The sequence below is a fragment of the Streptomyces sp. ATexAB-D23 genome (genome assembly GCF_000373645.1).
GTDB lineage: Bacteria > Actinomycetota > Actinomycetes > Streptomycetales > Streptomycetaceae > Streptomyces > Streptomyces castrisilvae.
Window position 1 is genome coordinate 160,456 of record NZ_KB892006.1, and the last position, 20,986, is coordinate 181,441.

Sequence of the window (20,986 nt, forward strand, 5' to 3'; positions counted from 1 at the left end):
CACGGACAGCACAGACAGCATCGACGCACCTGAAGGCGTCGAAACGACGGAGGACCGATCAGATCGTGGTCAGCCGCGTCCCAGCGGGCTTGAAAACACACGGATGCCGTCAGCAGCCGAGCGCACACGAACTCTCGTACAGAGTACCTGCTCGGCGGTACTGCTCGTTCCCGGGCTCGAACGGTCCGCCTCGGACCAGCTCATGCCGCTGTCCCGCAGCGTGGGACCCGACGGTGACCTGTTCCTGGAGCTCCCCGCCGATTCCCCGGCCGTGCGGGCCGCGACGCACGCCCAGGACGACGAGCTTTCGGCCGTGCTGGAGATCACGGACGTCGCCCCCGTCTCCGTACCCCACCGTATCCGCGGCCGCGCCCGGGTCGGCGGCTGGCTGACCTCCGTGCCCGGTATGGCGGGCCCCGGCCGGATGCTGCTGCGGCTGGAGACGGGCGAGGCCCACATCGACGACCTGTGGGGCGAGGAGTGCGTCGACGCGGAGGACTTCCGCGACGCGGTCCCCGATCCTCTCGCCGTCCATGAGACGGACCTGCTCCAGCACCTGTACTCGGCGCACGGCGAACAGCTGGCGACGCTGTGCGAGCTGCTCGGCGAGCGGGCGGCCTGCACCTGCGCGGCGCACCGGCCGGCCGTGGTGCCCCTGGCGCTGGACCGGCTCGGGCTGCGGGTGCGCTTCTGCGAGCGGGACGGCGGCTGCTTCGACGCGCGCTTCGAGTTCCCCGAGCCGGTGCGCGACGTGGCGGAGCTGAGCCACGCCATGCACACGCTGTTCGAGGCGGCCGCGCGCTGAAGGGCGGGGCCGGGATACGGACGGGCCGCCGCCGGGGCCGGTACGACGGTCCGGATCAGGCCCGGTCCGGACCCTCCTCGGCGGCCGTCCGGCCGAGCCGCTCCCTGACCCGGTCCACCACGTCCGCGTAGCGCGCCTCGGCGCCGTAGCGGGTGGGGCGGTAGTAGTGCTTGTCGCGCACGGCGTCCGGGGCGTACTGCTGGGCGGCGATGCCGCCGGGCACGTCGTGCGGGTAGACGTAGCCCTGGGCGTGGCCCAGCTTGGCCGCGCCCTTGTAGTGCCCGTCGCGCAGATGGGCCGGGACCGGGCCGGCCAGCCCCTTGCGCACGTCCTCCCGGGCGGCGGAGATCGCCAGCGTGGCCGCGTTGGACTTCGGGGCGAGCGCGAGGGCGATGGTGGCGTGGCTGAGGGTCAGGGCCGCCTCCGGGAATCCGATCAGGGCCACCGCCTGGGCCGCCGCCACCGCGGTGGGCAGCGCCGTCGGGTCGGCGAGGCCGATGTCCTCGCTGGCCGAGATCATCAGACGCCGGGCGATGAACCGCGGGTCCTCCCCCGCCTCGATCATGCGGGCCAGGTAATGCAGGGCCGCGTCGACGTCCGAGCCGCGGATCGACTTGATCAGGGCGCTCGCCACGTCGTAGTGCTGGTCGCCGTCCCGGTCGTACGTCACGGCCGCCCGGTCGACGGTCTCCTCCAGGGTGAGGAGGCTGATCTCCGCCTCCTGCTTGGACAGCGCGGCCCCGGCCGCGGCCTCCAGGGCCGTCAGCGCCCGGCGCGCGTCGCCCCCCGCGATGCGCAGCAGGTGCTCCTCGGCGTCCTCCGGCAGCGTCACCGCTCCGCCGAGCCCGCGCTCGTCGGTCAGTGCCCGGCGCAGCAGGCCCCGCAGGTCGCCGTCGGTCAGGGACTCCAGCGTCAGCAGCAGCGAACGGGAGAGCAGCGGGGAGATGACCGAGAAGTAGGGGTTCTCGGTGGTCGCGGCGATCAGGGTGACCCAGCGGTTCTCGACGGCGGGCAGGAGCGAGTCCTGCTGGGCCTTGGAGAAGCGGTGGATCTCGTCCAGGAAGAGGACGGTCTCCTTGCCGTAGCCGCCCGTGGCCCGGCGGGCGCCCTCGATGACGGCCCGGACCTCCTTGACGCCGGCGGTGATCGCGGACAGCTCGACGAATCGCTTGTTCGTGGCCTTGCTGACCACGTAGGCGAGGGTCGTCTTGCCGATGCCGGGCGGACCCCAGAGGATCACCGACGAAGGGCCGGCCGGTCCCCCGCTCGCCTCGCCGACGAGGCGGCGCAGGGGCGAGCCCGGCTTGAGCAGATGCTGCTGGCCCACGACCTCGTCGAGCGTACGCGGACGCATCCGGACAGCAAGGGGGCTGCTGGACGGGTCCTTCTCCTGGCGGTCTTCGGCAGCTGCGGTAAAGAGGTCGGGCTCCACGTTTTGAAGCCTATGTCACCGCACTGACAACCCGGCCGGGCCGTCAGTGCGGGAAGGGCCCGGTCAGCTGGTCCAGAAGTCCCACCAGCGGGTCAGGATCAGCATGCCGATGATGCCGATCCACAGCACCGGGGGCACCCAGTGGAACTCGGTGAGCCCGTTGCGCAGCCAGGCGGGCGCGGGGATGATCCCGTGCCGGATGTTGTGCGTGGTGATGTAGCAGAACATGAAGATGGTGGCGACCCAGGCCAGGCAGCACCACAGGCACAGCGAGTTGATGTTGTACAGCGACTGGTACTGGAGCCAGGTGCAGAAGCCGACGCCGAACAGCGTGCCCGCGTTCATGCCGAGCCAGTACCAGTTGCGGAAGCGGGCGCCCGCGAGCAGGGCCAGGCCGATCCCGATGATCACGGGGTAGGTGACCATCCCGAGCCAGGGGTTCGGGAAGCCGAAGGCGGAGGCCTGCTCGCTCTTCATGATGTTGCCGCAGGCCACGACCGGGTTGAGACTGCAGCCCGGGACGAAGGACGGGTCCTCCATCATCTTGAGCTTGTCGTGCGTGATGACCCATGCGGCGAGGGTTCCTGCGGCACCAGTGATCATCAGCAGGATGGCCAGCGCGCGGCTGCCCCCGATGGTGCGCGTCCCGCTGCTCTCGTCCTGGTCGGAGGAGGGATGGTCAACCGCTGCAGTCGTCATATCGCCGTTTCCGTCACTGAGTAGCCTGCTGGGGCACGGTCATTGTGCCGTACGGGCGGGCCGCTCCTCCGTTCGATGCACATAAAGACGCGTGCGCCGAGAGGTGCCCGTGAGGGAGCGGAACACGGCCCCGCAGCCGCGACGAGGGGCGTTGCCCCGTCCCGGCGGCCCTCCGCGCGTGACCGGCCCTCCCAGGCGGAATCACCGTCCGGGATGAACCGGCGATCACCGGGTTGACGTGAGGCACCGGGGGCGGCGGGCGCTCGGCCCGCCGCCCCCGGCACGCCTCAGGCGAGCCGCGCGCTGATCGTCTCGACGATGTCGGACACGGGTACGGGCGTCTGCTCGCCGGACTCCATGTCCTTGAGCTGGACGTGCCCGTCGGTCAGGTCGCGCTCTCCGGCCACGATCGTGAACCGGGCGCCCGAGCGGTTGGCGCTCTTCATCGCGCCCTTCAGCCCCCGGCCGCCGAACGCGAAGTCCGCCGCCACCCCTTCGCGGCGCAGCCGCGTGACGACGCCGAACAGGACCCGGCGCGCCTCCTCGCCGAGCGGGACGGCGAAGACGCTGGTGGTGGCGGGCAGTTCGAGGTCGATGCCCTCCGCCTCCAGGGCCAGGACGGTGCGGTCCACGCCGAGCGCCCAGCCGACCGACGGGAGCGCCGGGCCGCCGATCATCTCGGAGAGGCCGTCGTAGCGCCCGCCGCCGCCCACCGCGGACTGCGAGCCGAGGCCGTCGTGGACGAACTCGAAGGTGGTGCGCGTGTAGTAGTCGAGGCCGCGGACGAGCTTCTCGTCGTCCTCGAAGATCACACCCGCCTCGTTGAGCAGGTCGCGGACCTGCTCGTGGTACGCCTTGCAGGCGTCGCAGAGGTAGTCGCGCAGCACGGGGGCCCCGGCCAGCTGCTTCTGGACCTCGGGCCGCTTGTCGTCGAGGACCCGCAGCGGGTTGATGTCGATGCGGCGGCGGGTCTCCTCGTCCAGATCGAGTTCGCGCAGGAAGCCCTGGAGCGCGTCGCGGTAGACCGGGCGGCACTCCTTGTCGCCCAGCGAGTTCAGCAGGATGCGGAACTCGCGCAGGCCCAGCGCGCGGTACGCCTGGTCGGCCAGGATGATCAGCTCGGCGTCGAGCACCGGGTCCTCGGCGCCGATGGCCTCGGCCCCGACCTGCGAGAAGTGGCGGTAGCGGCCCTTCTGCGGGCGCTCGTAGCGGTAGTACGAGCCGGAGTACCAGAGCTTGACCGGCAGGTTGCCGAGCTTGTGGAGGTTGGCCTCCAGGGCGGCGCGCAGCACGGACGCGGTGCCCTCGGGGCGCAGGGCCAGCTCGGAGCCGCCCTTGGTGGTGAGGGTGTACATCTCCTTGGTCACGATGTCGGTGGACTCGCCGACGCCGCGGGAGAAGAGGGCCACGTCCTCGAAACCGGGGGTCTCGATGTAGCCGTAGCCGGAGTTCCGCAGCGGGGCGGCGATCGCCTCGCGCACCGCCAGGTACTTGGCGGAGTCCGGCGGGGTCAGGTCGTACGTGCCCTTGGGGGCCTTGAAGGTGCTCACGATTCCGCTCTCGTCACATTCCTCGTCGGGGCGCGTCCGTACCGGCCATACCGCTCAGGTACGGGTTGGTGGCGCGCTCGCGGCCGATGGTCGTCTGGGGGCCGTGACCGGACAGCACCACGGTCGAGTCGTCGAGCGGCAGGCACACACGGGCCAGCGACTCGAGGAGCTCGGCGTGGTCGCCGCCGGGCAGGTCGGTGCGTCCGACGGAGCCGGCGAAGAGCAGGTCGCCCGAGAAGAGGACCTGGGGGACCTCCTGTGTCTCGGGCATCCTGAACGTCACCGACCCCTTGGTATGGCCGGGCGCATGCGAGACGCCGAATTCCATGCCCGCGAGCAGCAGCCGTGCGCCGTCGCTCAGCTCCTTGACGTCGTCCGGCTCCCCCACCGTCAGCTCGCCCATGAGCGGCATCCCGATGGAGCGGCCGAGGGCCTTCTCCGGGTCGCTCATCATGTAGCGGTCCTCGGGGTGGATCCAGGCGGGGACGTCGTGCGCGCCGCACACCGGGACGACCGAGGCGACGTGGTCGATGTGGCCGTGGGTGAGGACGACTGCGACGGGCTTGAGCCGATGCTTCTTCAGGGCTTCCTCGACGCCGGGGGCCGCCTGATGGCCCGGGTCGATGATCACGCACTCCTCACCTGCGGCGGGGGCGACCAGGTAGCAGTTGGTCCCCCAGGCCCCGGCGGGGAACCCGGCAATCAGCACGATCGTCCTTAATGGTCGTCCTACGGGGAAGGCGGCTGCGAGGTCGCAGCAGTTCAGAGCCTACCGGCGCTCCTCATTCCACAGCTAACCCATATACCGTACGGGGCAACCCAGGCCCGATCACACGACGTACAAGGAGATCACCCGGTGGTCAGCAGCGATCAGCGGCGGCGGCAGCTCGCCAGGGAGAAGTACGAGCGGCAGCAGCAGCGGCGGGAGGAGGCCCGGCGCCGTACACGGCGGCTGACGCTCGTCATCACGTCCGCGGTGGCCGTGGTGGCCATCATCGGCGGTGGCACCTACCTCGCCACCAAGGGGGACGGGGACAAGGACAAGACGGACGCGGCGGCGAGCCAGAGTCCGTCCGCCGAGGCCTCGCCCACGCCGACGAAGAGCGAGAAGCCCGAGCCGGCGATGAAGATCGACAAGAAGGCCGAGTACACGATGTCGCTCAAGACGAGCCAGGGCGACATCGCGTTCACGATGGACGCGTCGAAGACCCCGCACACCACGAACTCCTTCAAGTCGCTGGCCGACAAGAAGTTCTTCGACGGGACGAAGTGCCACCGGCTGACCACGGAGGGCATCTACGTCCTGCAGTGCGGCGACCCCAACGGCGACGGCACCGGCGGCCCCGAGTACACGATCCCCGACGAGAACCTGACCGCGCTGGGCAAGGCGGGCGAGGATGGCATGGTGACGTACCCGGCGGGCACGGTGGCCATGGCCAACACCGGCCAGGAGCACACCGGCGGCAGCCAGTTCTTCCTCGTCTACAAGGACAGCAAGCTGCCGCCCACCTACACGCCGTTCGGCACGATGGACGAGAAGTCGCTGAAGGCCGTCGAGGCCATCGGCAAGGCCGGGGTGGACGACGGCGGCACCGACGGTGCGCCGAAGAAGGCCGTGAACATCTCGAAGCTGACCGTCGACAAGGTGTGAGCCCGGCGGGCCAGGGGTGATGTCCGGGGCGGGCACGTGGCGCGGTCGAATAAATCCGGCCGCGCTGAGTGCGGACAGCCGGGCGGCCCGTCGCCTAGATTGGCGTGGTGCAGGGCGGGCGCTGCCCGCCCCAGGAAACTGTGGACGATGCCAGGGGGGTGATCCCCTCGCGGGCATCAGGTGGAGGAGGCGCTGTGAGCAGCGACCCGTGGGGCCGAGTCGATGAGACGGGCACCGTGTACGTGCGTACAGCCGACGGCGAGCAGGTCGTCGGATCGTGGCAGGCCGGTTCACCGGAGGAGGCCCTGGCCTACTTCGAGCGCAAGTACGAGGGCATTGTGGTCGAGATCGGCCTCCTCGAACGGCGGGTGAAGACCACCGATCTGTCCGCGAAGGACGCGACGACCGCCATCGAGCATCTGCGTGGCCAGGTCGACGAGCACCACGCCGTCGGCGACCTGGACGCGCTGCGCAAGCGGCTGGACGCGCTCGTCGCGACGGTCGAGTCGCGGCGTGAGGAGCGCAAGGCGCAGAAGGCGAAGCAGGCCGACGAGGCGAAGCACGCCAAGGAGGCCCTGGTCGCCGAGGCCGAGGAGCTGGCGCAGAGCGAGCAGTGGCGCTCCGCGGGCGAGCGGCTCCGTGCGCTCGTGGACACGTGGAAGGGCCTGCCGCGGCTCGACCGCAAGTCCGACGACGAGCTGTGGCACCGCTTCTCGCACGCCCGCTCGGCGTTCTCCAAGCGCCGCAAGGCGCACTTCGCCTCGCTGGACGCCCAGCGCGAGGAGGCCCGCAAGGCCAAGGAGAAGCTGGTCGCCGAGGCCGAGGCGCTGTCCGGGTCCACGGACTGGGGGGCCACGGCCGCCCGCTACCGCGACCTGATGACGCAGTGGAAGGCGGCCGGCCGCGCCCAGCGCGAGGCGGAGGACGAGCTGTGGAACCGTTTCCGCGGTGCGCAGGACGTCTTCTTCGCCGCCCGCGGCGAGGTCTTCGCGGAGCGTGACGCGGAGCAGGGCGAGAACCTCAAGCTGAAGGAGGAGCTCGCCGACGAGGCCGAGAAGCTGGTGCCGGTGAAGGACCTGAAGGCGGCCAGGGCCGCGTTCCGGGGTCTCAACGAGCGCTGGGAGGCCATCGGCCACGTGCCGCGTGACGCCCGTCCGAAGGTCGAGGGGCGGATGCAGGCGGTGGAGCGGGCGCTCCAGGAGGCCGAGGAGTCCGAGTGGCGCCGGACGAACCCGGAGGCGCGTGCCCGTGCCGCGGGTCTGACCGGTCAGCTCCAGGCGGCCGTGGACAAGCTGCGTACGCAGATCGACACGGCCCGCGCCTCGGGCAACAACGCCCGCGCGGACAAGCTGGCCCGCGAGCTGGAGGGCCGGCAGGCGCTGCTGGACCAGGCGCTCAAGGGCCTGGAGGAGTTCGGCGGCTGACGTCGCGCGCATGTCCCGGGGGCCTTTCCGCGTTCGCGCGGGAAGGCCCCTTCCGCGTGGGGCGGCGTGGACGGCAATGAGAAGGCCGTGACAACTGCCGGAACGCAGCAGTGATTCGGGGCGGGCCCGGGAGCGATGATCTTCGCACCGGCGTGCTTCGCGCACTCGCCGGCTTCGCCGAGTTCACTTACGCATCTGAGGCAGGTTCACCGATGAGACTGACCCGCGTCGCCCTGACCGCGGCGGCCACCGCCCTCGCCCCGGCCCTTCTCCTGTCCGGCCCGGCCTTCGCCGCCGGGACGGCGTCCCCGTCGACCGCCACCGCCGCCTCGGCGCCGGCGGGCCACGGCTCCGACATCCCGGTGGACGACATGTCCGACGACGACGTCCGCGTCGCCGTCGTCCGCCTGCTCGCCGACCCGGCCTCCGGGAAGCGGGTCGTCAAGGAGGTCAACGCGCTCCTCGACGCCAACGACCCGGCGCAGATGCGCGAGTGGCTGAAGACGGGCTACCCGCTCGCCCAGGCCGAGGACGACCGGGTCGCCCTCGTCCGCATCCTCGGCAATCCGGCCTCCGGCAAGCGCGTCGTCAAGGAGGTCAACGCGCTCCTCGACGCCAACGACCCGGCGCAGATGCGCGAGTGGCTGGAGACCGGCTACCGCCTCGCCCAGGCCGAGGACGACAGCGTCGCCCTCTTCCGCATGCTCGGTGAGCCGGACATCAGCGACGCGATGCGCGCCGCCGTCATCGAGGCCATCCAGGGCACGCCCGAGGAGATGCGGTACTTCCTGGAGTACGGCCAGTACGAGGTCGACGCGTAGGCCCTACGGCCGGCGGGCCGAGGTCACCCGGTAGACGTCGTAGACGCCCTCCACGCCCCGTACCGCCTTCAGGACGTGCCCGAGGTGCTTGGGGTCGCCCATCTCGAAGGTGAAGCGCGAGGTGGCGACCCGGTCCCGGGACGTCTGCACGGCGGCGGACAGGATGTTGACGTGCTGGTCGGACAGGACGCGGGTGACGTCCGACAGGAGCCGGGAGCGGTCCAGGGCCTCGACCTGGATGGCGACCAGGAAGACCGAGGACTGGGTGGGCGCCCACTCGACCTCCAGGATGCGTTCCGGCTGCTGCGAGAGCGAGTCGACGTTGACGCAGTCGGCCCGGTGCACGGAGACCCCGCTGCCGCGGGTGACGAACCCGATGATGGGGTCTCCGGGCACGGGCGTACAACAGCGGGCGAGCTTGACCCAGACGTCCTCGACGCCCTTGACGACGACCCCGGGGTCGGCGTTGGAGCGGCGCTTGTTGCGGCTGCGGGAGGGCGGGGTGCTCTCCTCCAGGTCCTCGTTGGCCGCGTCCTCGCCGCCGAGCGCCTGGACCAGCTTCTGGACGACGCCGGCGGCGGCGACATGGCCCTCGCCGATCGCGGCGTACAGGGACGAGATGTCGGGGTAGCGCATCTCGTGGGCGAGGGTGACCAGCGAGTCGCCGGTCAGGATGCGCTGGATCGGCAGGTTCTGCTTGCGCATGGCCCGCGCGATGGCGTCCTTGCCCTGTTCGATCGCCTCGTCGCGGCGCTCCTTGGAGAACCAGGCGCGGATCTTGTTGCGGGCCCGGGGCGACTTGACGAAGCCCAGCCAGTCGCGGGAGGGCCCGGCACCGGCCGCCTTGGAGGTGAAGACCTCCACCAGGTCGCCGTTGTCGAGCGTCGACTCCAGCGGTACGAGCCGGCCGTTGACCCGTGCCCCTATGGTCCGGTGGCCGACCTCCGTGTGGACGGCGTAGGCGAAGTCGACCGGGGTGGCCCCGGCCGGGAGCGCTATCACGTCGCCCTTGGGCGTGAAGACGAAGACCTCGTTGCGCGAGAGGTCGAAGCGCAGCGACTCCAGGAACTCGCTGGGGTCCTCGGTCTCCTTCTGCCAGTCCAGGAGCTGGCGCAGCCACGCCATGTCGTTGACGGTGTCCTGGCCGCGGCCGGTGTTCTTGGGGACGTCGGTACGCACCTTGGAGGCGCCGGCGACGGCCTCCTGCTTGTACTTCCAGTGCGCGGCGATGCCGTACTCGGCGCGGCGGTGCATGTCGAACGTACGGATCTGGAGCTCGACGGGCTTGCCGCTGGGGCCGATCACCGTGGTGTGCAGTGACTGGTACATGTTGAACTTGGGCATCGCGATGTAGTCCTTGAACCGGCCGGGGACCGGATTCCATCGCGCGTGCACGGTGCCGAGCGCCGCGTAGCAGTCGCGGACGGTGTCGACGAGGACGCGGATGCCCACCAGGTCGTAGATCTCCGCGAAGTCGCGGCCGCGCACGATCATCTTCTGGTAGACGCTGTAGTAGTGCTTCGGCCGGCCGGTGACGGTGGCCTTGATGCGGGCGGCGCGCAGGTCGGACTGGACCTCGTCGGTCACTATGGCGAGGTATTCGTCACGCTTGGGCGCCCGCTCGGCGACGAGGCGGACGATCTCGTCGTACATCTTCGGGTAGAGGATCGCGAAGGCGAGGTCCTCCAGCTCCCACTTGATGGTGTTCATGCCCAGGCGGTGGGCGAGCGGGGCGTAGATCTCCAGCGTCTCGCGGGCCTTCTTCTCCTGCTTCTCCCGCTTGAGGTAGCGCATGGTGCGCATGTTGTGCAGCCGGTCGGCGAGCTTGATGACCAGGACGCGCGGGTCCTTGGCCATGGCGACGACCATCTTGCGCACGGTCTCGGCCTGCGCGGCCTCGCCGAACTTCACCTTGTCCAGCTTGGTGACGCCGTCGACCAGGAGGGCGACCTGGTCGCCGAAGTCGCGGCGCAGGGTGTCCAGGCCGTATTCGGTGTCCTCGACGGTGTCGTGCAGGAGCCCCGCCATCAGGGTGGCCGGATCCATGCCCAGCTCGGCGAGGATCGTCGTCACGGCGAGCGGGTGCGTGATGTACGGGTCGCCGCTCTTGCGCTTCTGGCCGCGGTGCCAGCGCTCGGCGACCTGGTAGGCGCGCTCGATCTGGCGCAGCGTGGAGGTCTCGATCTTGGCGTCATTGCTCCGCACGGTGCGCAGCAGTGGTTCGAGGACCGGGTTGTACGGACTGGAGCGCTGGACGCCGAGGCGGGCGAGCCTGGCCCGGACCCGGTTGGAGGAGCCGCCGGAGCGGGACGCCGAGCCGGTGGCGGGCACGAGGGCTCCGGCCGAGGGCTTGACCGGCGGCTTCGGGGCGGTCGGGGCGGGTGCGGCCGGCTGGGTGGGGGAAGCGGGCGCGGGGCCGTTGGCCTCGGCGGGCGCCGGGCCCGTGCCGGGCTCGGGGGCCGGGGGCTTCGGCTTCTCCGCGGGCTGCTGCTTCGCGGGCGTGGCTGGGGCCGCCTCGGGCTTGTCGGGCTGCGGGGCGGCGACTGGCTGGGCCTCGTCTGGCAAGAGCGCTCCTCGTGCGGATCCGGACACCCGGAAGGGCCATCGTATCGACCCGACGGCCAGTCCTCCCCCGGGGACCGTGAGAGCCCTCACAACGCCGGAGGGCACCCGGTTGTTCCCGGGTGCCCTCTTCGGTGCACGTGTCGCCGCGCCGGCTTCGGCACGGCGGGTGCTCAGACCGTGATCAGGGCCTCCAGCGGAGCACCGCGCAGGCTCTCCTCCAGACGGGCCCGTCCGGCCAGGAAGCCGAGCTCCATGAGGACGGCGACCCCGGCGACCTGGGCGCCGGCCCTGCGGATCAGCTCCAGGGAGGCACCGGCGGTGCCGCCGGTGGCCAGGACGTCGTCGATGACCATGATCCGGTCGTCGGCGGACAGGTCCTCCGCGTGGATCTCGACTTCCGCGGTGCCGTACTCCAGCTCGTACGCCTGGCTGAGCGTGGCTCCCGGCAGCTTCCCGGCCTTGCGGACGGGTACGAAGCCGAGGCCGGCCCGGATCGCGACGGGCGCGGCCAGGATGAAGCCGCGGGCCTCCAGGCCGACGATCTTCGTGGCGCCGTGCCGCAGGCACAGCTCCGCGAGGCTGTCGGTGAGGGCCGTGAAGGCGACCGGGTCCGCGAGCAGCGGGGTGATGTCCTTGAACATCACGCCCGGCTTCGGGTAGTCCGCGACGTCACGGATGCGGCTGAGCAGCAGTTCTCTCGTGCTCTCGGTGGTGCTGGTCATCAGCGCCTTCCCGGGGTGCGGCCGTGGCCCCTGGGGGGCTGCTGGCGCTGTCCGACGACCGCGCCGGCGGGTGCGGCGTCCTCGGGGTCCTGGTCCTGGTCGCCCTGCTCCGCCTCGGTGGCCTCACCCTTGGCGGCGGCCGCCGCGCGCTTGGCGAGGACCCGCTTCTTCAGGGCCTTCATCTGCGGGTCGTGTTCCTTGAGGTCGGCGACCAGCGGGGTGGCGATGAAGATCGAGGAGTAGGCACCGGCCGCGAGGCCGACGAAGAGGGCGAGCGAGATGTCGTTCAGCATGCCGGCGCCGAGGACGCCGCCGCCGATGAACAGCAGACCGGCGACCGGGAGCAGGGCGACGACGGTGGTGTTGATCGAGCGGATCAGCGTGCCGTTGATGGAGCGGTTGGCGATCTCGCTGTAGGTCCACCGGGTCTGCTTGGTGATCCCCTTCGTGCCCTCCTTGAGGCTGTCGAAGACGACGACCGTGTCGTAGAGGGAGTAACCGAGGATGGTCAGCAGACCGATCACGGTGCCCGGGGTGACCTCGAAGCCGACCAGGGCGTAGACACCGACCGTGATGGTGATGTCGTGGATCAGCGCGACGAGGGCCGCGATGGCCATCCGCCACTCGAAGGCGATGGCCAGATAGATGACCACCAGGATCATGAAGATCCCGAGACCGGTCCATGCCTTGTTGGCGATCTGCTCGCCCCAGCTGGGACCGACCAGGTCAGCCGCGATCTTCTCGCGCGGGACGCCGAGGTCGGCGGCGAGCTTGTCCTGGATCTCGTCGGACTTGGCGGTGTCGACCTCGGTGATCTGAACGCGCAGACCGCCGTTGCCGAGCTTCTGGACGATGGCCTGGTGGCCGGACGCCTCCGTGGCCAGATCCTCCGCCTCGGAGACGGACACGCTCGTCTTCGGGGTGGTGAAGACGGCACCGCCCTTGAACTCGATGCCCATGTTCAGGCCGCTGACCGCCAGGGCGACGATGGCCGTGATGGTGATCAGGACCGAGACGCCGTACCAGATCCTGCGGTTGCCCATGAAGTCGTAGCCGACCTCGCCGCGGTAGAGACGGGCGCCGAAATTGCCGAGTCGCGACATCTCACGCCTCCTTCGGGTCGGTGGGGGCGTTGACACGGCGGGAGCGGCGCAGCGGCGGCTTGGCGCCGAGGCGTTTCGGGTCCAGTCCGGACCAGGGGTGACCGCTGGCGAAGAACTTCTTGCGGGCCATGAGCGTCAGGAGCGGCTTGGTGAAGAGGAACACCACGACGACGTCGAGCAGGGTGGTGAGACCCAGCGTGAACGCGAAGCCCTGGACCTTGCCGACGGTGACCACGAAGAGCACGGCCGCGGCCAGGAACGACACGAAGTCGGAGACCAGGATGGTGCGCCGGGCCCGCGGCCAGCCCCGCTCGACGGCGGGGCGCAGCGTGCGGCCCTCACGGATCTCGTCCCGTACGCGTTCGAAGTACACGATGAAGGAGTCCGCGGTGATACCGATGGCCACGATGGCACCGCATACGGCCGGCAGGTTCAGCGCGAAGCCGATGGCCGGGCCGAGCAGCGCCATGATCGTGTAGCTCAGGATGCCGGAGACCAGGAGGCTGAGCAGGGCGATGAACGCCAGCCCGCGGTAGTAGGCCACCAGGTAGATGATCACGAGGGCCAGGCCGATGGCGCCGGCGATCAGGCCGGCCTTCAGCTGCTCGCCACCGAGCGCGGCGGTGACGGTGGTGACGCTCTGCTCTTTGAAGGAGAGCGGCAGCGCACCGTAGGAGAGCACGTTGGCCAGGTCCTCGGCGGACTGCTGGGTGAAGCTGCCGGAGATCTCGGCGCTGCCGCTGAGGGTCTCGTTGACGCGGGGGGCGGAGACGACCTCGCCGTCCAGCGCGATGGCGAACTGGTTCTGCGGCTCCTGCTGCGCGGAGAGCTTCTTGGTGATCGTCTGGAACTGCTTGGAGCCCTTGCCGGTGAACTCCATCTGGACGATCCACATGCCGCGCTGCTGGTCGAAGTTGGCCTTGGCGCTGTCGACCTCGGTGCCGGACACCTCGGCCGGGCCGAGCACGTACTTCGCGTCGCCCTCGGAGCTGCACGCCAGGACCGTGTCGGTGGACTTGCCGCCCTGGGCCGCCTTGGAGCGTGAGGCCTCGTTGGAACAGTCGAGCTCCCCGAACTCCTTCTGCAGCTTCGCGGCGGCGGCCTCGTCCTCGGCGGATGCGGAGGCGCTGGCCTCCGGCGAGGCATCGGCCTTCAGGGCGCCGGTGACCGCGCGGCCCTGGGTGGTGGCGCTCGCACTCGGCGTCGACGAGGAGCCGGTGGCCTTGTCGCCGTCGTCCGCCTGCTCGGAGGCCGAGGCGCTCGGGGACGGGGAGGAGCTGGCCTTGCCGGAGGGCGAGGCGCTGGGCTCAGGGGTGGGCGACCCCTGGGCGACGGTCAGCACCGGCCGGAAGTAGAGCTTGGCGGTGGTACCGACCTGCTCACGGGCCTGGGCGGAGTTCGTGCCCTTGGGGATGTTGACGATGATGTTGCGATCGCCCTGGGTCTGGACCTCTGCCTCGGAGACACCAAGACCATTGACGCGGCGTTCCATGATCTGGACCGCGGTGTCCATATTGGTCTTGTTGATCGCCTTTTCCTGGCCCGGTTCGGCTTTCGCCTCCAGCGTGATGGAGGTGCCGCCGGCCAGGTCGATGCCGAGTCGCGGCGTCGGCTGGTGGGCCAGGAACATCCCGCCGGTGAGGGCGACCATGGCGATCAGGATCAGAGCCAGGGAACGCCCCGGCCTCCCCTGACCACCGGATGCTCCCCGGCCCTTCTTCGGTGCTGCCACCTTGTCGTTTCTCCCTAGTCCAACCGCCCCGCGCCGGGTGTGCGCCCAAGCGGCCACGAAGTTTAGTGGGGACCCGCCCCCGTGAAGGAGCGCACGGACCGGGGACGGCCGGATGCCTGCCGGCTCACGGCCTCCCCGGGTCGTGTGCTACTTCGCGTCGGTCTCGCCGTCGGCCTTGCCCTCGGACTTCTTGTCGTCCTTGGCCCCGGCCGGCTCGTCGCCCTCGTCCGAGCCGGTCTTCTTGACCAGGTCGGTCTTCGCCTCGTCGGCGTCGTCGGCGGTGTCGAGCTCGGTCAGCGAGGAGGCGTCGTCGGGCACGATGGCGCCGTCGACGTCGAGCTCCTCCTCCTCTTCGCCGTGGACGATGCGGTTGTACTCCGCGTCGTCCAGGACCGCGCCGATGGCGTTCTTGGCGTAGATGGCGTGGACGCCGGGAGCGACTTCGAGGGTGACCGTGTCGTCGTGAAGCTCCTTGACGGTGGCGTACATGCCCCCGATCGTCCGGACGCCGGTGCCGGGCTGCATTTCATTGCGCATGGCCGCAGCCGCCGCCTGCTTCTTCTTGGCGGACCGCGTCATCAGGAACATGGCCCCGATGAGCACGATGAAGGGGAGGAGAGTCACGGGATTCACGGGACGATTTTCCTTCGCACGACCGCATTGGAAAGCGGCCTGGTATACGGGGGTGGGTACACCGACCGTTAAGGGCGGCATCGGCGGAGTCTAAGCGAGTCCGCATCGATGGAACAACGCCCAGCATGGCACCGTGGTTCCGCTTCCGGTCAACCTGTGACGCATCACGCCCCGAACAGGCCCTGTTGTCCCTTTCCGCCTTGCTGGGGAGGAACGAGTCCCAGATGGGCCCAGGCGGCAGGTGTGGCCACCCGCCCGCGCGGCGTCCTGGCCAGCAGTCCCTCCCGTACGAGGAAGGGCTCGGCGACCTCCTCGACCGTCTCGCGCTCCTCCCCCACGGCGACCGCGAGGGTGGACAGTCCGACCGGTCCGCCGCCGAAGAGCTTCAGCAGGGCGCCGAGCACCGCCCGGTCCAGCCGGTCCAGGCCCCTGGCGTCCACCTCGTACACCCCGAGGGCCGCCGCCGCGATGTCGCGGTCGATCCTGCCGTCGGCCTTGACCTGGGCATAGTCCCGGACCCGGCGCAGCAGCCGGTTGGCGATGCGGGGGGTGCCGCGGGAGCGTCCGGCGATCTCCGCGCCGCCTTCGGCGTCCAGCTCGACGTCGAGCAGGCGGGCCGAGCGGTGAATCACCCGTTCCAGTTCGGCGGGGGCGTAGAACTCCATGTGTCCGGTGAAGCCGAAGCGGTCGCGCAGCGGGGGCGGCAGCAGACCGGCCCGGGTGGTGGCGCCGACCAGGGTGAAGGGCGGCAGCTCCAGCGGGATGGCGGTGGCACCGGGGCCCTTGCCGACGATCACGTCGACCCGGAAGTCCTCCATGGCCATGTAGAGCATCTCCTCGGCGGGCCGGGACATGCGGTGGATCTCGTCGAGGAAGAGGACCTCGCCCTCCTGGAGCGAGGACAGGATCGCCGCGAGGTCGCCCGCGTGCTGGATGGCGGGGCCCGAGGTGATCCGGATCGGCGCGTTCATCTCCGCCGCGATGATCATGGAGAGGGTGGTCTTGCCGAGGCCGGGCGCGCCGGAGAGCAGCACGTGGTCGGCGGTGGCGCCGCGGGCGCGGGCGGCCTTGAGGACCAGGTCGAGCTGTTCGCGGACCTTCTCCTGGCCGACGAACTCGTCCAGGTCCTTGGGGCGCAGCGCCGCCTCGACCGCGGTGTCCTCGCCGTCCGCGCCGGCGTCGACCAGCCGGTCGTCGAACCGCTCGCCGGTGTCGGTTCCGGTGTCGTCCCAGTTCATCTCGTCTGTCCCGCCTCGGATGTTTCGGTGCGCGGCCGTACGGTGCCCGGCCGGGCGTGAAGGGTGGCCCCGGGTCCGCTCAGCGTGCGCGGTTGAGGGTCTGCAGGGCGGCGCGCAGCAGCTGCGGCACGGGCGGCCGGCCGCCGGCCGCGAGGGCCTCCTCGGCCTGCGGTGCCACGGCGGCGACCGCCTCGTCCGCCTCGCGGGTGGCGTAGCCGAGGCCGATCAGGGCGGCCTGGAGCTGGTCGCGCCAGGAGGCGGAGACGGGGGCGCCGACGCCTTGTCCCGCGGCGTGCGCGCCGACCGGTTCGCCGAGCCGGTCCTTCAGTTCGAGCAGGAGCTTCTGGGCGCCCTTCTTGCCGATGCCGGAGACGGCGGTGAGCGCCTTCTCGTCGCCGGTGGCCACGGCGACGCGCAGGGCGTCGGGGCTGTGGGTGGCCAGCATCGCCTGGGCGAGCCGGGGGCCGACGCCGCTGGCGGTCTGGAGCAGCTCGAAGGTCTGGCGTTCGTCGTCGTCGGCGAAGCCGTAGAGCGTCAGCGAGTCCTCGCGAACGACGAGGGAGGTGGCGAGCCTGGCCTCCTGGCCGATGCGCAGGGCGGCCAGGGTGCCCGGCGCGCACTGGACGGCCATGCCGATGCCGCCGACCTCGATCACGGCCGTGGTCGGGGCGAGCGCGGCGACGGGGCCGCTGACGAAGGCGATCATCGGGGGACCTTCCGGACGGGAACGGCTGCGGTGCGCGGGACGCGCGGGGTGCGGGCGGCGGCCGCCGCGTGCGCCTGCTGGAGGCGGTTGAGCGCGGGGGCGCGCCAGATGTGGCAGATGGCGAGCGCCAGCGCGTCGGCGGCGTCGGCCGGTTTCGGCGGGGCGTCGAGCCTCAGCAGCCTGGTCACCATGACGCCCACCTGCGCCTTGTCGGCGCGTCCGCTGCCGGAGACGGCGGCCTTGACCTCGCTGGGCGTGTGCAGGGCGACCGGGATGCCGCGCCGGGACGCGCAGAGCATCGCGACCGCGCTGGCCTGGGCGGTGCCCATGACCGTACGCACGTTGTGCTGGGCGAAGACCCGCTCCACGGCGACGCAGTCGGGGCTGTGCGTGTCGAGCCATTCCTCGATGCCGCGCTCGATGGCCACCAGGCGGTGGCCGAGCTCCGCGTCGGCCGCGGTGCGCACGACGCCCACGCCGAGCATGGTCAGCGGCCGGCCCGCGACGCCCTGGACGACGCCGACCCCGCACCTGGTCAGTCCCGGGTCCACGCCGAGTACCCGCACGGTCCGCCCCTCCCTGCCGATCGGTCAACTGTTCCAGCAGGCTATCGGGCGGCACCGACAATGCGGCGGGCCGACGGGGTGTGTCCCCGTCGGCCCGTCCACGACAGCTGCGCGCGGGGCGCGGCTCAGGCGTCGACCTTCTCCATGACCTCGTCGGAGACGTCGAAGTTGGCGAAGACGTTCTGCACGTCGTCGCTGTCCTCCAGCGCGTCGATCAGCTTGAAGATCTTGCGCGCGCCCTCCTCGTCGAGGTCCACCTGCATGGTGGGCAGGAAGTTGGCCTCGGCCGAGTCGTAGTCGATGCCCGCCTCCTGGAGCGCGGTACGGACCGCGACCATGTCGGTGGCCTCGCTGACGACCTCGTAGCTGTCGCCGAGGTCGTTGACCTCCTCGGCGCCCGCTTCCAGAACGGCACCGAGCACATCGTCCTCGGACAGCTCGCCCTTGGGGACGATGACGACGCCCTTGCGGTTGAAGAGGTACGAGACCGAGCCCGGGTCGGCCATCGAACCGCCGTTGCGGGTCATGGCGACCCGTACGTCGGACGCGGCGCGGTTGCGGTTGTCGGTGAGGCACTCGATGAGCACCGCGACACCATTGGGGCCGTAACCCTCGTACATGATCGTCTGGTAATCGACGCCGCCCGCTTCAAGACCGCCACCGCGCTTGACCGCGGAGTCGATGTTCTTGTTCGGGACCGAACTCTTCTTCGCCTTCTGAATCGCGTCCACGAGGGTCGGGTTGCCCTCGGGGTCCACACCACCGGTGCGGGCCGCGACCTCGATGTTCTTGATCAGCTTCGCGAAGAGCTTGCCGCGCTTGGCGTCAATCACGGCCTTCTTGTGCTTCGTCGTAGCCCATTTAGAGTGGCCGGACATCTGCCTTCTCCTTCGCGTCACCAAATTCCGTACGAACCCGAGAGATCCTACCGGGATCGAGTCACCCCACGGCGCGCACCATCTCGGTGAAGTAGGCGTGGATCCGGTGGTCCCCGGTCAGTTCCGGGTGGAATGACGTGGCAAGGGCGTTTTGCTGCCGTACCGCCACGATGTGGCCGCCGTGCTCGGCGATCACCTGGGCGCCGGCGCCCACCGACTCGACCCACGGGGCCCGGATGAAGACGCCCTCCACCGGTCCGCCGTCGATCCCGGCGACCTCGACGGCCGCCTCGAACGACTCGTTCTGCCGCCCGAAAGCGTTACGGCGCACGATCATGTCGATGCCGCCGAGCGTCTCCTGGCCCGAACGGGGGTCGAGGATCTTGTCGGCGAGCAGGATCATCCCGGCGCAGGTGCCGTAGACCGGCATCCCGGTCCTGATCCGCTCGCGCAGGGGTTCCAGCAGGCCGAACAGCGCGGCCAGCTTGGAGATGGTCGTGGACTCGCCGCCGGGGACGACCAGGCCGTCCACCTCGGCGAGTTCCTCGGGGCGCCGGACCGGCCTGGCCAGGGCGTCCGCCGAGGCCAGGGCGATCAGGTGCTCCCGTACATCGCCCTGGAGAGCCAGGACGCCGATCACGGGGGTGTCGCTCATCGGTGGACTACCAGCCGCGGTTGGCGTAGCGCTCGGTCTCGGGCAGGGTGTCGCAGTTGATGCCGACCATGGCCTCGCCCAGGTTGCGGGAGGCGTCCGCGATGATCTTCGGGTCGTCGTAGAAGGTAGTCGCCTTCACGATGGCGGCGGCGCGCTTGGCCGGGTCGCCGGACTTGAAGATGCCGGAGCCGACGAAGACGCCCTCGGCGCCGAGCTGGCGCATCAGCGCGGCGTCCGCCGGGGTGGCCACGCCGCCCGCGGAGAACAGCACGACGGGCAGCTTGCCGAGCTCGGCGACCTCCTTGACCAGTTCGTAGGGGGCCCGCAGGTCCTTGGCGGCGGCGTACAGCTCGTTGTTGTCGTAGCCGCGCAGCCGGGCGATCTCGTTCTTGATCTGGCGCAGGTGGCGGACGGCCTCGACCACGTTGCCCGTGCCGGCCTCGCCCTTGGAGCGGATCATGGCCGCGCCCTCGGCGATGCGGCGCAGGGCTTCGCCCAGGTTGGTGGCGCCGCAGACGAACGGCGTGGTGAAGGCGAACTTGTCGCTGTGGTTGACCTCGTCGGCCGGGGTGAGTACCTCGGACTCGTCGATGTAGTCGACGCCGAGGGACTGGAGGACCTGCGCCTCGACGAAGTGGCCGATGCGGGACTTGGCCATCACCGGGATGGACACCGACTCGATGATCTCCTCGATCATGTTCGGGTCGGACATCCGGGCCACGCCGCCGTCCTTGCGGATGTCGGCCGGTACGCGCTCCAGGGCCATGACGGCCACGGCGCCCGCGTCCTCGGCGATCTTCGCCTGCTCGGCGTTGACGACGTCCATGATCACGCCGCCCTTGAGCTGCTCGGCCATGCCGCGCTTGACGCGGGCGGTGCCGGTGGCGGGGGTGTCGGCGGACTGCGGGGTGGTGGGAAGCGTGGACACGGATCGACCTCACTGCGGGAAACGGATGCGGAACGTGCTCGATGGCGCACTGCCGAGCAAACTCCCCGACACCAGTCCACAGCAAGGGCCAATAGGAGGCCGGTGGATCGTTCTGGCCGGCACCGGACGGCCTCACGGGCGGTCCGCGCCCGCCGGGGGCCACGTCGGGCAGCGCCGCGCACGCCGGACCGCGGCACGGGCGAGCCGTGCCCCGTGGGCCCGCGGCACGGGCGGGGCCGTGCCCCGGCCCCCCACCGGCCGTCTCAGCTGCCGGGGCGGTCCGCCAGGGCCACCGGCGGCTCGTCGTCCATCTCGAAGGCCAGCGGGAACGGGGCGTGCCCGGCCAGCCGGAACCAGCGCACCGTGCGGTGGCGGCGCAGGGCACGCGCCGCCCGCACCGCGTCGTTGTGGAACCTCCGCGCCATCGGCACGCGCCGCACGGCCGCCGCGAGTTCGGACGCCGCCTCCCGACCGCCCGGGATCTCCTTCACCGCCTCCACCTGCGCGCTCTCACCGAACACCGCGCGCAGGGCCGTGCTCAACTCGCTCTCGGCGACCTCGCGGTGGTCCTGGGCCGACTGCCGCGCGGCGTGCGCGGCCTCGTACAGCACGATGGACGCGGCCGGGTCGAGGACCCCGGAGGTGGCCAGCTCCTGGGTGACCGAGGCGCGGCGCAGCAGTTGGGCGTCGAGGGCGGCGCGGGCCGCGTCGATACGGGTGTGCAGCCGGTCGAGGCGGCCTGCGGTCCAGCTGAGGTACAGGCCGATCGCGACAAGGACGACGAGGCCGACGGCGGTCCAGATGAGGGTTTCGGTCACGGGCGGCAAGGCTACCGGTGAGCGCGCGCGGCCCGGCCGCGCCGGGCCCGGGGGCCCGCG

At 70.8% G+C, this 20,986-nt stretch carries 20 protein-coding genes; 4 read left to right on the forward strand and 16 right to left on the reverse strand.

The window, feature by feature from the left end:
- Positions 1-103 precede the first annotated feature (103 nt).
- Positions 104-805 carry a DUF2470 domain-containing protein gene (locus tag B082_RS0108485; protein ID WP_026249558.1) on the forward strand — a complete coding sequence of 234 codons (702 nt, stop codon included), beginning with the start codon at positions 104-106 and terminating at the stop codon, positions 803-805.
- A gap of 55 nt (positions 806-860) precedes the next feature.
- On the opposite strand, the gene B082_RS0108490 is transcribed toward B082_RS0108485, so the two are convergent.
- The 4 genes from B082_RS0108490 to B082_RS0108505 form a co-directional block, all read right to left on the reverse strand.
- Complete coding sequence (locus tag B082_RS0108490; RefSeq protein ID WP_026249559.1) at positions 861-2,237, reverse strand: replication-associated recombination protein A; 1,377 nt, start codon at positions 2,235-2,237, stop codon at positions 861-863.
- Positions 2,238-2,300: 63 nt separating this feature from the next.
- Complete coding sequence (locus B082_RS0108495) at positions 2,301-2,936, reverse strand: vitamin K epoxide reductase family protein (protein WP_018551385.1); 636 nt, start codon at positions 2,934-2,936, stop codon at positions 2,301-2,303.
- 287 nt (positions 2,937-3,223) lie between these two features.
- The gene (hisS, locus tag B082_RS0108500; RefSeq protein ID WP_018551386.1) at positions 3,224-4,486 is read right to left on the reverse strand and encodes a histidine--tRNA ligase; all 1,263 of its coding nucleotides are present in this window, start codon (positions 4,484-4,486) and stop codon (positions 3,224-3,226) included.
- A gap of 13 nt (positions 4,487-4,499) precedes the next feature.
- Positions 4,500-5,195, reverse strand: a complete 696-nt coding sequence (locus B082_RS0108505) for an MBL fold metallo-hydrolase (RefSeq protein WP_018551387.1) — start codon at positions 5,193-5,195, stop codon at positions 4,500-4,502.
- Positions 5,196-5,342: 147 nt separating this feature from the next.
- Here B082_RS0108505 and B082_RS0108510 point away from each other — a divergent pair, with 147 nt between their 5' ends.
- The 3 genes from B082_RS0108510 to B082_RS0108520 all read left to right on the forward strand — a co-directional run bounded on the left by B082_RS0108510 (position 5,343) and on the right by B082_RS0108520 (position 8,382).
- A complete protein-coding gene (locus B082_RS0108510; protein ID WP_018551388.1) occupies positions 5,343-6,137 on the forward strand; it encodes a peptidylprolyl isomerase in 795 nt (264 codons plus the stop codon).
- Between the two features lie 194 nt (positions 6,138-6,331).
- Positions 6,332-7,561, forward strand: coding sequence for a DUF349 domain-containing protein (locus B082_RS0108515; protein WP_018551389.1), 1,230 nt, complete (start codon positions 6,332-6,334; stop codon positions 7,559-7,561).
- A gap of 212 nt (positions 7,562-7,773) precedes the next feature.
- On the forward strand, positions 7,774-8,382 hold the full coding sequence (locus B082_RS0108520; RefSeq protein WP_018551390.1) for an ALF repeat-containing protein: 609 nt from the start codon (positions 7,774-7,776) through the stop codon (positions 8,380-8,382).
- Between the two features lie 3 nt (positions 8,383-8,385).
- Here B082_RS0108520 and B082_RS0108525 read toward each other — a convergent pair whose 3' ends face one another.
- From B082_RS0108525 to B082_RS0108580, 12 genes are all read right to left on the reverse strand, one after another.
- Complete coding sequence (locus B082_RS0108525) at positions 8,386-10,947, reverse strand: RelA/SpoT family protein (RefSeq protein ID WP_018551391.1); 2,562 nt, start codon at positions 10,945-10,947, stop codon at positions 8,386-8,388.
- 170 nt (positions 10,948-11,117) lie between these two features.
- Positions 11,118-11,669 carry an adenine phosphoribosyltransferase gene (locus tag B082_RS0108530; protein ID WP_018551392.1) on the reverse strand — a complete coding sequence of 184 codons (552 nt, stop codon included), beginning with the start codon at positions 11,667-11,669 and terminating at the stop codon, positions 11,118-11,120.
- On the reverse strand, positions 11,669-12,772 hold the full coding sequence (secF, locus tag B082_RS0108535) for a protein translocase subunit SecF (protein WP_018551393.1): 1,104 nt from the start codon (positions 12,770-12,772) through the stop codon (positions 11,669-11,671). The genes B082_RS0108530 and secF overlap by 1 nt, the downstream gene beginning before the upstream one ends.
- A gap of 1 nt (position 12,773) precedes the next feature.
- Positions 12,774-14,504: a protein translocase subunit SecD gene (gene secD, locus B082_RS0108540; protein WP_026249560.1), complete on the reverse strand. Its 1,731-nt coding sequence runs from the start codon at positions 14,502-14,504 to the stop codon at positions 12,774-12,776.
- Between the two features lie 147 nt (positions 14,505-14,651).
- Positions 14,652-15,137 carry a preprotein translocase subunit YajC gene (gene yajC, locus B082_RS0108545; protein ID WP_018551395.1) on the reverse strand — a complete coding sequence of 162 codons (486 nt, stop codon included), beginning with the start codon at positions 15,135-15,137 and terminating at the stop codon, positions 14,652-14,654.
- Between the two features lie 164 nt (positions 15,138-15,301).
- Positions 15,302-16,375 carry a Holliday junction branch migration DNA helicase RuvB gene (gene ruvB / locus B082_RS0108550; RefSeq protein ID WP_018551396.1) on the reverse strand — a complete coding sequence of 358 codons (1,074 nt, stop codon included), beginning with the start codon at positions 16,373-16,375 and terminating at the stop codon, positions 15,302-15,304.
- Positions 16,376-16,454: 79 nt separating this feature from the next.
- Positions 16,455-17,081, reverse strand: coding sequence for a Holliday junction branch migration protein RuvA (gene ruvA / locus B082_RS0108555; RefSeq protein ID WP_018551397.1), 627 nt, complete (start codon positions 17,079-17,081; stop codon positions 16,455-16,457).
- A complete protein-coding gene (gene ruvC, locus B082_RS0108560; protein WP_018551398.1) occupies positions 17,078-17,647 on the reverse strand; it encodes a crossover junction endodeoxyribonuclease RuvC in 570 nt (189 codons plus the stop codon). Before ruvC ends, ruvA begins: the two co-directional genes overlap by 4 nt.
- Positions 17,648-17,772: 125 nt before the next feature.
- Positions 17,773-18,525, reverse strand: a complete 753-nt coding sequence (locus B082_RS0108565; RefSeq protein ID WP_026249561.1) for a YebC/PmpR family DNA-binding transcriptional regulator — start codon at positions 18,523-18,525, stop codon at positions 17,773-17,775.
- Between the two features lie 61 nt (positions 18,526-18,586).
- Positions 18,587-19,180 carry a pyridoxal 5'-phosphate synthase glutaminase subunit PdxT gene (gene pdxT / locus B082_RS0108570; protein WP_018551400.1) on the reverse strand — a complete coding sequence of 198 codons (594 nt, stop codon included), beginning with the start codon at positions 19,178-19,180 and terminating at the stop codon, positions 18,587-18,589.
- 7 nt (positions 19,181-19,187) lie between these two features.
- The gene (gene pdxS, locus B082_RS0108575) at positions 19,188-20,108 is read right to left on the reverse strand and encodes a pyridoxal 5'-phosphate synthase lyase subunit PdxS (RefSeq protein ID WP_018551401.1); all 921 of its coding nucleotides are present in this window, start codon (positions 20,106-20,108) and stop codon (positions 19,188-19,190) included.
- A 263-nt stretch (positions 20,109-20,371) separates the two neighbouring features.
- The gene (locus B082_RS0108580) at positions 20,372-20,926 is read right to left on the reverse strand and encodes a membrane protein (RefSeq protein WP_018551402.1); all 555 of its coding nucleotides are present in this window, start codon (positions 20,924-20,926) and stop codon (positions 20,372-20,374) included.
- Positions 20,927-20,986 lie beyond the last annotated feature (60 nt).